This is a genomic window from Brasilonema sennae CENA114 (assembly GCF_006968745.1).
Lineage (GTDB): Bacteria > Cyanobacteriota > Cyanobacteriia > Cyanobacteriales > Nostocaceae > Brasilonema > Brasilonema sennae.
In genome coordinates, this window is record NZ_CP030118.1 from 1,320,752 (window position 1) to 1,337,573 (window position 16,822).

The 16,822-nt window shown below is 40.6% G+C and carries 9 protein-coding genes; 2 read left to right on the plus strand and 7 right to left on the minus strand.

The genetic code is table 11. The annotated features are described in order from the left end of the window. Nucleotides 1-18 precede the first annotated feature (18 nt). The 5 genes from DP114_RS05615 to DP114_RS05635 all read right to left on the minus strand — a co-directional run bounded on the left by DP114_RS05615 (nucleotide 19) and on the right by DP114_RS05635 (nucleotide 5,480). Nucleotides 19-513, minus strand: coding sequence for a hypothetical protein (locus DP114_RS05615; RefSeq protein WP_169267699.1), 495 nt, complete (start codon nucleotides 511-513; stop codon nucleotides 19-21). A 4-nt stretch (nucleotides 514-517) separates the two neighbouring features. Further along, the gene (locus DP114_RS05620) at nucleotides 518-1,267 is read right to left on the minus strand and encodes a hypothetical protein (protein ID WP_169267698.1); all 750 of its coding nucleotides are present in this window, start codon (nucleotides 1,265-1,267) and stop codon (nucleotides 518-520) included. Nucleotides 1,268-1,500: 233 nt separating this feature from the next. Continuing rightward, nucleotides 1,501-2,703, minus strand: coding sequence for a CHAT domain-containing protein (locus tag DP114_RS05625; protein WP_169267697.1), 1,203 nt, complete (start codon nucleotides 2,701-2,703; stop codon nucleotides 1,501-1,503). Nucleotides 2,704-2,713: 10 nt separating this feature from the next. Continuing rightward, nucleotides 2,714-3,904, minus strand: coding sequence for a DUF1822 family protein (locus tag DP114_RS05630; protein WP_171975663.1), 1,191 nt, complete (start codon nucleotides 3,902-3,904; stop codon nucleotides 2,714-2,716). A gap of 13 nt (nucleotides 3,905-3,917) precedes the next feature. Then, on the minus strand, nucleotides 3,918-5,480 hold the full coding sequence (locus tag DP114_RS05635) for a hypothetical protein (RefSeq protein ID WP_169267695.1): 1,563 nt from the start codon (nucleotides 5,478-5,480) through the stop codon (nucleotides 3,918-3,920). Between the two features lie 732 nt (nucleotides 5,481-6,212). Here DP114_RS05635 and DP114_RS05640 point away from each other — a divergent pair. Both DP114_RS05640 and DP114_RS05645 read left to right on the plus strand, forming a co-directional pair. After that, nucleotides 6,213-11,438, plus strand: coding sequence for a beta strand repeat-containing protein (locus tag DP114_RS05640; RefSeq protein WP_172195165.1), 5,226 nt, complete (start codon nucleotides 6,213-6,215; stop codon nucleotides 11,436-11,438). A gap of 10 nt (nucleotides 11,439-11,448) precedes the next feature. Further along, the gene (locus DP114_RS05645) at nucleotides 11,449-14,097 is read left to right on the plus strand and encodes a CHAT domain-containing protein (RefSeq protein ID WP_171975665.1); all 2,649 of its coding nucleotides are present in this window, start codon (nucleotides 11,449-11,451) and stop codon (nucleotides 14,095-14,097) included. Between the two features lie 48 nt (nucleotides 14,098-14,145). On the opposite strand, the gene DP114_RS05650 is transcribed toward DP114_RS05645, so the two are convergent. Both DP114_RS05650 and DP114_RS05655 read right to left on the minus strand, forming a co-directional pair. Continuing rightward, nucleotides 14,146-14,982 carry a DUF928 domain-containing protein gene (locus DP114_RS05650; protein WP_246163066.1) on the minus strand — a complete coding sequence of 279 codons (837 nt, stop codon included), beginning with the start codon at nucleotides 14,980-14,982 and terminating at the stop codon, nucleotides 14,146-14,148. Nucleotides 14,983-15,223: 241 nt separating this feature from the next. Further along, complete coding sequence (locus tag DP114_RS05655) at nucleotides 15,224-16,489, minus strand: GAF domain-containing sensor histidine kinase (protein WP_171975667.1); 1,266 nt, start codon at nucleotides 16,487-16,489, stop codon at nucleotides 15,224-15,226. Between the last annotated feature and the right edge of the window lie 333 nt (nucleotides 16,490-16,822).

Here is a 16,822-nt window from a genome sequence, read left to right on the forward strand (position 1 = left end):
TACGAGTGTGTTGTGACGTTAATTGGTCATAGGAGCGAGTTCGAGTTCGCGATCGCGCAGCTGAGTCACATTTACATCCTGACTGATATTACTCCGTCTCAGAAATTCTTCGCGCACATCAGGTGGCAATGAATCAAAGTCAACTATCTGTTCTTCAACCACCCGCGCTACTTCTGGTTCGTTAGACTCAAGATTACGAATTGCCCAGTAAGTAATCCGTTTTACCCAATCATTTCGTGTGTTCTGCTCAAACTGAACTAATATTTTCAGCAAATATTCGCGGAGCTTTTTCCAAGCTTCTTTGATTCTGATGCGCATTGGTGTGAGAACTTTGTCAAGCGCCACGAAAGCATTTATGACATCGTTTGCTAACCAAGGTAAGTTTTTCTTAATCCAGGGAAACAAAGTTTTATTTGCCCAGTCAAGGATTTGGTTCCAGAAGATGAGTGCGGTTGCTACAGTTCCTACAAACAGGACTGCCAGTAGAACTTGTGCAAAGATGGGTATAGGCATAATGTTAGCTTCCTTCTTGGGGATAAAGTTTAAAGCTGATCCGAGGTAAATCTTCCTTGATGAAGCTTTCTCGCACATCACCCGGCAAATTGTCCCATTCCACTTGTTCATCAACTCGAAAAACGTTGGGTTTTGAGTTATTGCGATCTATGTAAAAAATTTCGGTTTGACGCAAGTGCTCACTGTTTGCGGCTGTGTCAGAAGTTGGAACTTCTTGGTGTTTCAAGTAATTCACTTTGATAGTGAGGATGAGATCTTTTACTTTAGTTGCCAGTTTTTGAGCTAGCTCGCTTAGTGGCTGTTCCCCTACCACTTGTGGATCGGATTCGTTACATAATATGTAAGTTGTTTGCAAGTAGGTTTTAAACTCTACTTTTTGAAAGTCTACTTGAAGCCTTTCTTGCAAAAACTGAGCAATATTGTCATAAACCTGCTGTTTTTGTTGAAGGTCAACCTTTTCTGTAGATGTTAGTCCTTCCCAGATAGTATTTGTCACGTTTTTGACTAATTCTGGCACCTGAGATAGATGAGACTGAATATGCTGCAGCACTTCTGGCACTTTTGACGGTTGCTTTGGCAACTTTTCTGATAAGTCTTTGTCTTTGTTCTCAAATGTGTCATGTTCTTCATTTATAAGTGGTTTCTTTGGAGACTGAATATGCTGCGCCACTTCTGGCACTTTTGACGGTTGCTTTGGCAACTTTTCTGACGAGTCTTTGTCTTTGTTCTCAAATGTGTTGTGTTCTTTATTCATAAGTGGTTTCTCCACATCTCTAATTATTAATTGGGGTGGTTGCTAAGAAATTTGCAAAGATTAATACTGGTTCTAATCTGATATCAAGACAGGGACGATCAACTTGAGAAGCAGACAGAGAGGGCAATGTTGCCTTGACTGGGATTGTAACTTTGATGGTTATTCAGTACATACTATGCTGATTTACACTCAGATTGCCTAGAACTGTCTATTGGTAAGCTTTATAAGCGATTTTATCTGTTACTTGGATGGCGAAAAGTCTGAAAACCTTGTAAAAAATAGGTTTTAAGCTTAGCAAACCAATTTTTTGCATACCTGAAGAGCCACTTTGATTTGCGATAAATAACTAATGGCTTTGTAGCTGGATTAGAACACATAACTGGTAACAAACTTGCACTAGGAAATTGATCTTCCAATCCTTGCAGCCTTTCCCTTGCTCTTCGTACTGCTAAAAAGGCGGGTGTACCTTTCTTCTTTATAAACTCTTCCAAAAAATATTTGAGAAATTCCTCTGCAACTTTATTAGGCACATCCTCGCGCATAACAACTACTTTTGGCAGATTGAAAGTAAGTAAATCTCGTGCTATTCCTAACCCATCGCAAGAGTTAAAAATCGCTAATTGCAACCCCTTCTTAATAGCTTCGCTCAAGGCATTTTCTAGCTGCTTAATGCTCAGGGGTTCGTTAGGTTTTATGAAAAAGCTTGGACTACCATTGTTTATATCACTAGAACTATGGCCAGCAAAGAAAAGAATATTATACGATTGCTCGTACAATTCATCTGAAATCTTTTGTAGTAGATTCTGATTTGAAAGTTCGTCTCCTGATAAAACATTCAAATTAATGTTCTTTGTTTTTGTCCAAGATTCCAAATCATTCTTATTTTGTCTATTATCAACAATTGCCAGAACTTTTGGACGAGAAAAATCGTTATTGTTTGAATTAACTTTTTTAAATTCAGAAGTGCTTAATACTACACCTGCATTTCTGTAGTCATCAAAAAAACTCCATAAATGCCACGGTAACCGCCATGCGAAGGCATCTTCTGTTGAAATTATCACCATAATTTTGTCTTCTTGACCTAATGCAGTGCGGATCTGCTTTTCTTTTGCACAAAAATCTCTAGTATGTAGCCAATCATTTATGGCATCTTTTAATTTTTGATATTGAAAGGTTATCTTAGACGGCTGCACGTTGGAGTTTGGTTGCTCAAATTCAATTTGTTGATTTGCAGCGCGGTGGCTTAATGATTTGTAGAATTCTTGATGTGAAGATTTCCATTCTTGATAACACTCTATTACTTTTGTATCTGTAGCAGATGCTAAACTGGAAACTAGCGATAACGTTCCATATTTACTTTCTAGCTCAATTATTACATGATTAAATCCATTCTCTAAATCTCCTTTACCCAATTTAATTTTTAAGATTTTAACCATTATCTATCTCCTAATAAATATAAAAATTTTCTACGTGATTTGAGTCTTGCAGCGCAATTTCAATACAGAACTGAGTCCCCAACTGACATTTAAAGTAGGGGAGTTCAATATAAAGAGAAGATTTTCCAGAAGTTACACTTTCTAGTACTTCTGAGTTAGACAGCAAAGCCAGCTTAAGATTTGCAGGTAAGTATGTTTCTTCTGACCCTGGATATACTTGAACACATACTCCAACCCTGCCATCTGCTTCTTTTATAAAAGCAACTTTCAGTAATACCGTTATCTCTTTCTTTAGGTAAATAAGTTTACCTTGCCAATGAAGACTACTATTACTGACTTCAGTAGTATTTCTTAAGCTGTAATCTAATTGCACTTGCACTTTTTCTGGACTGAAAAAAGCTTGAATATCTTGCCATCCGTTACTTACTAATGCATAATTTTCTGCTATAAATTGCTTCAATTTACCAGATGCTTTTTCTTGTCGCATCTCATATAAACGATTCCGCCAGTTATTGCTAGCCAACAGCGCACCCCATTCTTGAAAACTCACATCAAGACGAGGAGAATAAGGAGATGGTTTACTCAATCTCACTAACAAATCTTTTGCAGTAGAATGAGATAAAAATTTCAATTGCTCTACATTTGCTTTTTCCTCCAAACCCATTTCTTGTGCTAGCCATAGCACATCTAAATCTGTAATCACATAATCTCGTTCCAGAGAATATGTGCGGTAAATTGGATCGTAGTTGCCTTTATCCTTCAGAGTACGGTGGCTAGTAAATCCCCAAACACACATCCAGCCTGCATCAATGTTAACTTGTATCGCTAAGTAATAGTCTGCCACCCAGTCAGGAATATCAACCCATTCTTGCGATACTGTCAATGTCTCTGTATCTGTTGCTTCATCAGGAATTAGAACAAGTCGGGTTTTACCAATAGTAATGGCTGTACCATTGACAACATCCCAAATAGTTGGTAAATCAGCTTCGCTGGGTAACACTGTTATCGAATCGCCAAGGTTTTCCTTCAGCCAAGTTCTAAAAGCATTGAGACACCAAAAGTTTAAATCTGCATTATTTTGAGCAGTTTGATTGGAATAACGCCGGATAGTTGATTCTCTCTGTTTCAACTCTTTTTCTGAAAACTCCTGCCAAATTTGTTCAGGATAAAGTCTTCTTAGCTCTTGCAAATTCAGTTTCATGATTGTTCTCCATTTATTCAAGTATTATCAAATTACTGTTTATTCTCTCTATGTGTGCCATAAATTGGTTAATGAACTCCATGTTTTCAAGCTGTAACCAAGCCGCTCCATCTGATTTCAAATTCAATAAATAGTGGTGATGGATTTGTTGTGCTATTCCTGCTTGTAATAATTTCCTAGCTTCAGAGAGAAGAACATTATTTAAATGAACTCCATTAGAATTACAATTAGTTTTATTGTATTCACTGTAACTTTTATTAAAAAAGCTGCGGTAATAGGAGTCCAAAATACGTTTGCTCTCTACTGACAGATTGTTGAAAGATTGCTGAAAAAAATTAAAACTTATATGATAATAGTAGCCATCAAGAAAAGTGACTAGATTGGATTTAATTTCTTTCAACTCCTCTGAAGTCAAGTCTTGCTCAGACTCTTCTCCATTCATATTCCAATGTTGATTTCTCCACTCCCTTATTTTTTGTATGAATAAAGTCAGGAGATTGTTATAGCGACGGTTAACAGTGGCTGTATTCTTGTTAATTTCTCCAGCAATTTCTTTTTGTACTAGTTGGAAGCCATGTCTAAGTAACAAAAGACTCTGACTCTTTATATCTAGTTCTTGTATTTGGTTCTCTAGAAATGTTCTCAGCTTTTCTTTATCTTCTTCCCTTGGGAATCTGTCCCAAATTTCACCCAAAGATGTATCTGGAATGTATTCAACAAGAGGTAGACTCGTACTATCTTCTGGATTGGAGGGAACATCAAAAGAATGAGTTTTAAAATTTTGATAATCGCGAACTGCTCTACCAATACGTTCTAAATCTCTTCTAATTGCTTCTCCATCAAGTTGTACAGAGTTTAACTGACTGTAGCGCCTTGCAATTTCCTCAAATTGTTCCTCTGTCAGTGAACTTATATCACTTTTATTTTTCTTTTTATTTGTTTTTCTTACTTCCTGAAATGTGTTCCATATTCCAATATATTTTACGACTTGCTCTTTTGTTATACCTTGAGCTTCTAAAGCATCTTTAACTCGTTTTTGAGATGATTTACTAGCTAAGCCCAAATCTGTACGATTGGTTGTTTGCCTCACTTGTCTTTCTTTGATTAACTCATCTCTAACTAAGCCATACATTCTTTCTTTAATGTATTTCTTGAGTGCGTAATAAGAATACTCGTTTCTCTCCCTCCTTTGAAAACCTCGAAAGAAAATCTTTGGATTTAAGGCGTATTTACAAGCGGTTTGCAAAATATCTTGAAGAATACTTAAAATATCAGAATTATTTCGGTTATCACGTTTCAGTATTTTCTCAAAATATCTAACAATCTCAACACTAAAGCTTGCTAAAAAAGCCTTTATATGATTTTCAGATTCTGCATTTTCTGACTCGTATAAGTACGAATATAAAAAATACCATGCAAAATCTTCTTCTTCAGTCAATTGAAGATTTGACCGTTTGATGTTGTTAATATTCTGGCGCAACTTAGAATCTGGTATCCACTTAATATTCCAGCGAGGTTCTTTCAGTTCTAGTTGAGGAAATGTATAGAATCTATACAATGGAGCGATCTGAGTCATGTTTTCATTCCAAATTCTCTAAATATACAGACAAGAATGTTTTCATTCCTCCATACCCCTTAAGATTGAGTAAATGGTGTGCTTACTATATATCTATTGGGCTAAGGAGTTGAAAAATTGCATTGCAATTTACTGGAGTGAATCAATAAGATAAAAAACATTTTGTGTGCCAGTTGTACGCGATAAGCCGGAGGTTTGACGCAAAGCGTATCACTACCTAAACAGTTCAGACGTACTAAAAACATGGGCTTACATACCAGGTATAAAAAATAGAGTATAGTCCCCACCTAATACAAGTACCCTCTCCTCTAATTCAGAATTGGTAGGAGTGAAATAAGTTTATTCACGCCTGAGAATCAGAAGTTTTTTAGCCTTGCCTTCTAATTCTTAATTGGTAGTTTCGTTTATTCACGGCTGGGAATCAGAAGTTTTTTAGCTTTTCCTTCTGATTCTTAATTGGTAGCAGTAGTTTCGTTTATTCAACAGGGCAAACGCACGTAATTTGTGAAACCCTTGCTGCATAAGGATATTGATCAAAAAATCGCCTCAATTATCAAACGTTCAAACCCTTGCTATTAAAGGATTCTTATACTTTAGATGCGTTTGCCCTGGTTTATGCACTTGATTCAGTAACGCCACTTTGCTTCCTCGCTTGTGCATAAGTTGATCGCCCTGACATCTATACCTAATTGAGGATTCACTCGCTAAATTTCCTTTTTATAGGAGAGTGCAATGTCTGTGGTATCTATACGTTTGTACTGGTGGCAAAGTCTAGGAATTTTGATTGGGAGCATAATAGCCTTATATACAAATAGCGCTCGCGCTCAAATTACGCCAGATGGGACTCTGCCAAATAATTCCAACGTGAGATTAGAGGGCAACACTAGAATTATTGAAGGTGGAACCGCAAGAGGTGCTAATCTGTTCCACAGTTTTCGGGAGTTTTCTGTTCCCACTGGCTCAGAGGCTTTGTTCAATAATGCACTCAATATTCAGAATATCCTGACACGAGTAACAGGTAAGTCAATTTCTAATATTGATGGCTTAATTCGCAGCTTAGGCACTGCAAACTTATTCCTGCTTAATCCCAATGGTATTATTTTTGGACCAAATGCCCGGTTAGATATTGGTGGCTCGTTTTCTGCAACTACAGCAAGCAGTTTTAAGTTTCCTGATGGCAGTACTTTCAGTGCCACTAATCCCCAAGCACCGCCATTACTAACGGTAAATATTACACCAGGGTTGCAGTATGGAGCAAGTCAGCCAGGGGCGACTATTACCAATACCGGAAATTTAGCACCCCAGCAAGACTTGACACTAGTAGCTGACAAACTTGATTTGCAGGGACAGCTAAAAGCAGGAAGAGATTTAACACTGCAAGCACAGGATACTGTAAAAGTACGGGACAGTGTGACGACTCCGTTTTTAGCTACTGCGGGCGGTAATCTCACAATTGGGGGAAATCAAGGAATTGATATTTTAGCACTGAATCACCCAACACAAACACCATTTGTGAGTGGGGGCAATTTAAGCTTAATCAGTGATGGAATTATTTCTCTTGATGCTCATTTTAGTAGTGGTGGGAGTTTTTCGCTCAAGAGTGTATCGGGGGGACTGGCTAACTTTGTTAGCAAATATGACCCCATAATCAGTAGCAATGGCAATGTGGATGTTGCAGCTAACTATACAGGCGCATCGTTGTTAGTCGAAAGCAAGGGTAATATTCGCTTTGCAGGTGATATAAATATTACTGGACCGGATACGAGTGTTTTACCTACAGGACAAGATACTGCAACTTTAAGCAACAGTACGGCGTTAATTATGCGTTCTGGGCAGAATACTCTAGCTTATGGGGGTATCAATTCTGGTTCAGTACCTGGGTTTTCGAGTGGAACTGTGCCAGAGGGAATTACTTTAGGTGGAGATGTTTCTTTACAGCAGTCTAATGGGGCTGGGGGGTTAGTTAGCTTAACGACAGCATCTGGAGATGTTAGTACTAAAGGGATTATCACTAATGGTGGGGCGATTGATATTAACAGTGCTAGAGCAATTACTACCACAGGTATTTTAAACTCTTCTTCATACTCTTCTGTGGACAGTGTGGGAAATGGTGGCGCGATCGCCTTAACTGCCAATGGCAACATTACCACGGGTGGCATCATCTCAGAAGCAGGGGGTACTGGCAACGGTGGAAACATCACCCTGACTAGTAACGCCGGAGCTATTGATACAACCAAAGGAAGTATCACATCCCAAATTCGCGATTATTCAAATGGAACAGGGCGTGGAGGTGCGATCGCATTTACAGCCCAAGGAGATATTCAAACCGCTACAGTTAATGCTAGTTCTGAAACAGGAGATGGTGGCAACATTCAACTCACGAGTAACAATGGAGCGATTAACACGACAAAAGGAGATTTGGCTACTGATTCTCGAAGTGGAAATGCTGGTACGGTTTTCCTCTCTGCCAACAATATTACAACGGGTGGCATCATCTCAGAAGCAGGGGGTACTGGCAATGGCGGGAACATCACCCTCACCAGTAACGCCGGAGCTATTGATACAACCAAAGGAAGTATCACATCCCAAATTCGCGATTATTCAAATGGAACAGGGCGTGGAGGTGCGATCGCATTTACAGCCCAAGGAGATATTCAAACCGCTACAGTTAATGCTAGTTCTGAAACAGGAGATGGTGGCAACATTCAACTCACGAGTAACAATGGAGCGATTAACACGACAAAAGGAGATTTGGCTACTGATTCTCGAAGTGGAAATGCTGGTACGGTTTTCCTCTCTGCCAACAATATTACAACGGGTGGCATCATCTCAGAAGCAGGGGGTACTGGCAATGGCGGGAACATCACCCTCACCAGTAACGCCGGAGCTATTGATACAACCAAAGGAAGTATCACATCCCAAATTCGCGATTATTCAAATGGAACAGGGCGTGGAGGTGCGATCGCATTCAGAGCCACTGGAGATATTCAAACCGCTACAGTTAATGCTAGTGCCGAAAAAGGAAATGGTGGAAGTATCCAACTCATTAGTAACAATGGGACAATTAATACTACCGCAGGAGATTTAGCTACTGATTCTCGAAGTGGGGATGCTGGCGCGATTTTCCTCTCTGCCTTTAACAATATTACAACGGGTTGGATCATCTCAGAAACAGAAGATACTGGCAACGGTGGGAACATCACCCTCACCAGTAACGCCGGAGCTATTGATACAACCAAAGGAACTATCACATCCCAAATTCGTAATAACTCAGGTGGAACTGGCAATGGAGGAGCGATTGTTTTCACAGCCAAAGGTGATATTAGAACCGCTGAATTAGATACTAGTGCCGAAAAAGGAGATAGTAGCAGGATTCAACTCACCAGCACTAATGGAGAAATTGATACAACAAAAGGAACTTTATACACTGATTCTCGAAGTGGGAATACGGCTAATATTCAGCTTCAAGCCTCGAACAACATTAGGACAGGTAATATTATCTCAACTATTAGATCCTCTGACAAACTAGCTCGTGGTGGAGATATTACCCTGATTAGTAAAAATGGAGAAGTCCGAGTTGACGGCGAAATTAGTACCAATACTTATGGTTCAAGTAAAGGAGGGGACATTAATATCACCACTGGCTCACTCTCCTTAACTGATCGCGCCATACTAAGTGCTAGAACATTCGGACAAGGAAATGCAGGCAGTGTGTTTGTAAAAGCAACCGACTCTGTGTCTCTTGTCAACGCATTGATCTTAAGCACCGTGGAATCAGGAGCAGTTGGTAATGGAGGCAAAGTCGAAATCAACGCAGCTTCATTATCCCTAAAAGATGGCGCCCAAATCTTAACCTTAGTGCGTGAAGCATTTAATGATAAACCAGCAGGAAGAGGAAATGCAGGAAATGTCAACGTTGATGTCACAGGCGCGGTGAAGATTGAAGGTATTAGGGATGGAAAATATCCCAGTGCAATTTCCAGCAGTGTGGGTGCGGGGGCGACTGGTAATAGGGGAAACATTAATATCTCCGCAGGCTCGTTGTCTTTAACTGATAACGCTGAACTGTCTGCCAGCTTGCAACCACTAGCAACGGACAAAGGGGTTGGGGGTAATATTAATATCACAACCAACTCAGTCTCTCTTGATAATCAGGGCGCCATATATGCCCAAGCTGAATTTAATGCGGTAGGCAACGCAGGCAACATCACAATTAAAACTGGGTCGTTTTCTGCGGCAACAACTAGTCAAATAGCAGTAAACAGTAGAGCTACGGGTAATTCGGGCAACATCAAAATTCAAGCAGGAGAGTTCTCGATGACGAGTAATGCTGCTTTGAGAGCGGATTTAGACATAGGCGGAGTATCACGAGAGGGAGGAAACATTGATTTAATAGTCGATGGTACTATCTTACTGATTGGAGGCAAAACTGAGATTGCTCCGACTGGAGAATCGACCAGAATTACATTAGGAGTGTTGCCAGGGGGGAAAGGTCCTGGTGGAAACCTTGCAATTAAAGCTAATTCTCTAGTGCTAAAAGACGGTGCCTTAATTAAAGCCAGTACTCAAGGAGAAGGTGCTGCAGGAAATATTAATATCAATACTAATGTTGTTGATATTTCAGGCAGTAGTCCCATTAGTGGTTTATCTAGCGGATTATTTACCAACACCGATAATTCTTCCAATGCTGGCAACATCATTATTAACACTGAGACATTCCGAATTGCAGACTCAGCCGGTTTGAGCGCTCGCACCCGTGGGAATGGGCGGGGTGGCGATATTACAGTGAATGCCAAATATTTTGAGGCAATGAGCGGTGGACAATTAGTTACTACAACAACTGGTAACGGACAAGCAGGTAATATTTTGATTAGTGCAAAAGACCGGATAACTATATCTGGTATTGACCAGAAATACAACACTCGCGTTGCCCAAGTTCAGGCAAATGAAGAACGTATCCGCACGGATCCAGAGGGTGCTTCCTTCCGATTATCATTGATCGCCAACAATTTTACAGAAACAGGAGCTGCCAGTGGTCTATTTACTAACTCCTTCAAAGGCTCCACAGGTAAGGGAGGAGACATTAACATCACTAGTGGGTCATTGACTATCCGGGATAATGCTGAAGTAACTGGGAACAGTCAAGGATCAGGTAATGCAGGCGCCATAAAAGCTACATCTAATTCTATCCTTTTAGATAACAAGGCAACTTTTAGCGCTAACACCACAGGCGGTGGGGGAGATATCTCTCTCAACTCACCTTTATTATTATTACGTCGAGGTAGCAGTATCACAACCAACGCTAGTGGAGACAATATCTCTGGGGGGAACATAACTATCGATGCTAAAAATGGCTTTATCGTTGCTGTTCCCAATGAAAATAGCGACATCAGAGCAGATTCCGCTAACTTCCGTGGCGGAAATGTCACCATAAAGAATACTGCTGGTATATTTGGTATCCAGTCCAGGAAAGAACCTTCTCCACAAAGTGATATTACTGCAAAAGGAGCAACGCCAGATTTAAGCGGCAATGTGCAAATTAACAGACCTAATATCGACCCCACTAGCGGCTTAATCGAACTCCCTAGTAATCTAGTTGATGTCTCCCAACAAATTTCCACCGCCTGCACTCCCGGAAGTCGGCAAAGCCAAAGTTCTTTTGTATCAACAGGGCGCGGCGGGTTACCCATAAGTCTGACTGAACCATTACAAGATTCAAGTACTCTGTCTGCGTGGGTGAGATTAAAACCAAAACCAGCAAACTCAGCTAGAACAACACCTTCGCCACAACCAACTGCAGTCTCAAACAGTACTAAAGTTGCAGCGGCGACGACTCAAATTGTGGAAGCTACTGGTTGGGTGGTTGATCGCAATGGGAATATAGAACTCGTGGCGCAATCTGCCCAAGTCACGCCTCACAGCCCTTGGCAAACACCTGCTTCTTGTCCATCTCGCTAAGGTGTGAAATATGCATCCATTTCAGTTGACGAAACGACTCGTTAGATTTTCGCTAACTCATGTAGTCCTATTTACCCTTGCTTTTTTCCTAACTCTTATCCCCAGCACATTCGCTAAACAACCCCATACAAATTCATCAGACAAATTCCACACCCAAACCACCAAATTCCCAGCCACGACACCACAGCAACTTCTTGAACAAGGAGAAGCACTTTATCAATCTGGACGATTTGCTGAAGCTATAACTGTTTTACAACAAGCTGTCCGCATCTCTCAACGAGAAGGCGACAACCTCGCACAAGCTGCAGCACTAACAAACCTTTCTTTAACGTTTCAGCAACTTGGCTCATGGAAAGAAGCGTCAAAAGCTATCAACACCAGCTTAAATCTACTAGGCTGGAATGGAGACAATCAAAAGTTAAATGTCAACAGTCCAAAGTCAGAATTTTTGGAGATTCTAGCACAAACTCTAGAGATTCAAGGCGGACTGCAACTGTCACAGGGACAGGCAGATGTATCTCTAAAAACATCACAGCAAGCAGAGCAAATCTGGAAGCGATTAGGTAAACAATACAATACTGGAGTGACGCGCAGCCGTATCAACCAAGCACAAGCTCTACGAGTTTCTGGTTTTTACCGTCGTAGCTTAGACATATTAGAGGAAATTTCCCAACAATTACAAACCCAACCTGACTCACTTGAAAAAGTAACTGCTTTACGCTCTCTGGGTAATGTCGAGCAACAATCAGGTAAGTTAGAAGAATCTCAGAAAAACTTACAACAAAGCTTAGAAATTGCTCAACGTCTGCAACTACCCCAAGAAATGAGTCTGACACAGCTTTCTCTTGGTAATACTGCTAGAGCTTTAGATCAAAGAGAAAATGCGATCGCTCATTATAAAAATGCAGCTTTAATTGCACCAAACCCACTCACCAAAGTTCAAGCTCAAATCAATCAACTCAGCTTGCTTGTCAAGGATAAGAATAAAGCAGATGTAAAACCATCAGATGCAACGTCTCTACTAATCTCCACAATCCAATCTCAACTCGCAACTCTGCCTATAAATCAAGCTGGTATCTACACACGTATCAACTTTGCTCGCACCATAAGCAAAATTGGTAATAAAAAAGATATCGCCAAAATTTTAGCAAGCAGCGTTCAACAAGCCAAAATGATAGGCTCGGAGCGCGCCCAATCCTATGCACTTGGCAGTTTAGCAGAAGTCTATGAGCAAAACAATCAATGGCAAGAAGCACAGAATTTGACGGAGCAAGCGTTGTTTATCGCTCAAAAAATCTTGGCTTCAGATATAGCTTATCGTTGGGAGTGGCAATTAGGACGTTTGCTCAAAGCACAGGGAAATATTGAGAGAGCGATCGCTGCTTATGATAGCGCAGTCGCATCTCTTCAGTCTCTCCGCAGTGACTTAGTAGCAGTAAACCAAGAGGTTCAGTTTAATTTTCGTGATAGCGTAGAACCTATTTATCGCGAGTCAGTAGAGCTGCTTTTACAACAAAAAGGACAAGAAAAGCCTGATTTAGATAAAGTCCGCAAGCGAATCGAAGCCTTACAACTAGCAGAACTAGACAATTTTTTCCGAGAAGCTTGCTTGAGTAACCAATTTGTGGTGTTAGACAAAGTGGTAGATCGTGATAATCTTAATACTGCCATTTTTTATCCCATTATCCTAGATAACCGGTTAGAAGTTATCCTCAAACTTCCCAACCAACCTTTGATACATAAAACTTCTGTGGTGAACAGACAAAAGGTAGAGAAAGCCATTACAAACATGCGAGAGACGATAGTCGAACCCGATGCTAGTAAGAATTTTCAGGAAGTTTCCCAAAAAATTTATGATTGGTTAATAAAACCAGTTGAAAGTGAACTCAAAAATAGTGGAGTCAAGACTTTAGTTTTTATCCCAGATGGGTCACTGCGAAATATTCCAGTGTGTGCATTGTATGATGGCAAAGAATATTTAGTTCAGAAGTACGCGATCGCCATTAGTCCAGGATTGCAACTGTTTACCCCCAAACCTCTAGCACAGGAAAGATTAAACGCTCTTGCTGGAGGACTTTCGCAACCACCCAAAAATGAAAAGTTTGCACCGCTTCCCAACGTTAAGGTTGAACTAAAATTGATTCAGCAATCGGGCGTATCGACAATGACATTATTAGATGAAAATTTCAAAAGTACGACATTAAGAAAAACCATCAACGCCCAACCATTTAGAGTCGTTCACCTGGCAACTCATGGACAATTTAGCTCTAGAGCAAAAGACACTTTCATCCTAGCAGCCGATGGACGTATTAATGTGAGAGACTTAGATAACTTGCTCAAAAGTAGAGAGCAAACACGGACAGAGCCAGTGGAATTACTTGTTCTGAGTGCTTGCCAAACAGCAGCAGGAGATAACCGTGCTGCATTAGGATTAGCAGGAGTTGCTATCCGGGCTGGGGCGCGGAGTACTTTAGCGTCTTTATGGCAGATTGGTGATAACTCTACGGTTGTGTTTATTGATGAATTCTACCGTCAGTTAACAACTGGTAAAACTACAGCAGAAGCTCTACGCGAGGCTCAATTAAGGCTGCTGTCTAATACTGAATACAATCGTCCTCTCTACTGGGCACCTTATGTGTTAGTTGGTAATTGGTTGTAGAGAAATAGTTATCATTTGAACCAAATTTTAACTGATAACTGATAACTGTTATTTAACCAGAGGAGCCGTAGCAACATTATCCAAATTGACCGATCGCAATAAACTTTGCCAATCTTCAGCAACAGATGCATCATTAGGATTCTTCTGGCGTTCTTGTGCCAGTATTGTCAGAGAATCAAACCAAATACCATTAGCCGCATAGATTGTAGCCTTTTGCCCTGGATCCGTGGCTGCTTCCAACTGCTGGACAACACGAGAATCCAAATTCACTCTTTGAATGTCTCCTTCTACATAAATAGGAACGCTCGCTGTTTGTTGCTGATTGCAACGGACTTTTAAATACCAGCGATATATTTTCCCTACTTGCAAGGATGCATTGGATGGAAGAGAAACAGGTATGACACTGGGCTTTGGAGGGAGTGCGATCGCATTTTTATAAATCTCGTTTCCCGCATTATCTTGTAAGATAAATTCAGCACCAACTGTTAAATCCTGAGTGTAAGGAACGTAAAACCAAAACGTTGGTCGTTCAGAGGTGGTTACTCCCTCGACAATCCCCAAAATTGATTTGTCTGTTTGTTTGCTAGCCTTTTGTTCCCTTTGTAACGGTACTAAAGCAGTGAGTGCAGTTGGAACCGCAGGACAATTATCCCGGCTACCCATTCCTGCTCTACGCCCAGAGACAGGACTTAACCGTGCGGGTGTTTTTGGCAAAACAAAAACAGGTCGAGAGGTACGTTGTTGAGATGAAGTCCCACTTCTGTTAAGTTGTACAGCCTGCTTAGTCGTTGCTGGTTGTTGAGTTTGGGCTATTACCTTTGCTGGATAGTAGGTGATGCTGCTCAAAATGAGAGTGATTGTTAGCATCCATTTTGTGGAGTTCACAGAGTACGTACTGTTTTTGGTTTCAGCTATTGTTATCATAGTATTAGAACTCAAACTACCGATAAAAGTTGATTTAACAGAGTGCCTTTATATTTTTGGTAGAGTTGAGATAGTTAAGTTATGCAATTGTTCTCTCATCAATTAGGGGTGTAAGGAAACTATTTCGGCACTTCCTCATGGTGAGGTTGAAAAATCTACTTCATGCAAACGAGAAGTGCTATAGTTACATACTTAGAAATTTTCACACCCACTTACTTAATTGAACACTCATTATAGTACCTGTCACTGCATCAGACTGAATCAGTAATTCCCCACCATGAGCATTAACAATACGTTTGGTAATGGCAAGCCCCAGCCCAGTACCACCAGGTTTTGTGGAAAAGAATGGCTGCGTTAACTTTGAGAGGACTTCTGGAGGAATTGGCTCGCCGCCATTGCAGACGTTAATGCAGACTTTATCTTCACACGAAGTGTCTACTTTCCATGTGACGACATCTCCATCTGAGATTGCTTCGCAGGCATTGCGGACAATATTAATAAACACTTGTTTTAACTTATCCTTGTCACCCAGAATTTTGATTGTTGATGACGCCGGAATAAATTCGATTTGCCGTGAGAGTGCTTCTGGCATTTCGCAGATTGGCACTAGCAACTCACGAATAAATTGATTCACATCCAATTCACACAACTGCAAAACCTGAGGTTTGGCGTAGAGCAAAATTTCAGTCAGCAGACGTTCCAGACGACTACCCTCGTCAAGTGCTAACGATAATCGCTCTTGAGCTGGTTCAGCCAGAGTAGTTTTCTTAAAAAACTTTAAACCCATGATCATTGTGGTCAGGGGATTGCGAATTTCATGCACAATCATAGCAGCAAATTCACCAATGGCTGCCAACCGTTTCTGTTCTACAAGCTTGGTTTGCGCCGCCCGCAGTTCTTGAGTGCGTTTTTCGACCTCAGCTTCCAGAACTTGATTAAATTGGCACTGTTGCTGGTAGAGATGGTAATGGTCGATTGCTGTAGCCGCACGTTCTGCAAACAGTTCCACTATTTGGATTTCTTCTTTTGTAAACTCCCTTGGCTGCTGATGAAAAGAACACACAGTACCAATCACTTCACCTTGGGCAGTCCGTAATGGTATTCCTAAATATGAGCAATAACCTTCTGGAGCCTCTCCATACTCAGGATGTTTTTCAGCATTTTCCACTGCTAACGAGTGACCGATTTCTATAACAGTGCCAGTGAGTGAACCATGTAGTGAATAAATGTGTTCGCCCTCGCCCATGTCAATACTACTTGCCAGCACTGTTTCAAACCCTTCCTGACATAGCGTTACTACTGACCAATCTACCTCAATGAGTTCGCTGACACCACAGGCAATGTTATGTAAATAACTACACAATTCTCCAGTTCGATAGTTCAATGAGGACAAAAGCGTCATCGCCCGTAACTCCCGTTGCCACGGCTGGTTATGCAACAAGATTTCATCTTCATTGGCTTTACTCATTGTTTATTGATAAGCGCAAAATAAGCTTAGAGAGAAACTGGTAAGATGTGAAGTTTTCAGAGTTTTGGTTTGGGATGCTTTGGTACGAAGATTTTACTAATTATGTCTTCTGTTTATTTACAGAAATCATTACAGATTTTACATGAAAACATAAAATGTTATACATGCATAACCTAAAAATTAGAATTAGCTGAGTAAGTCAGCCAATTTTGGATTTTGGATTTTGGATAATGGAATTGACTCCACCGGCTTCGGCTGCGCTCAGCCCAAGCTAAAGGTGACTCGAATTTTGGATTTTGGATTTTGGATTAACTTAACTCGTGGGACAACGAA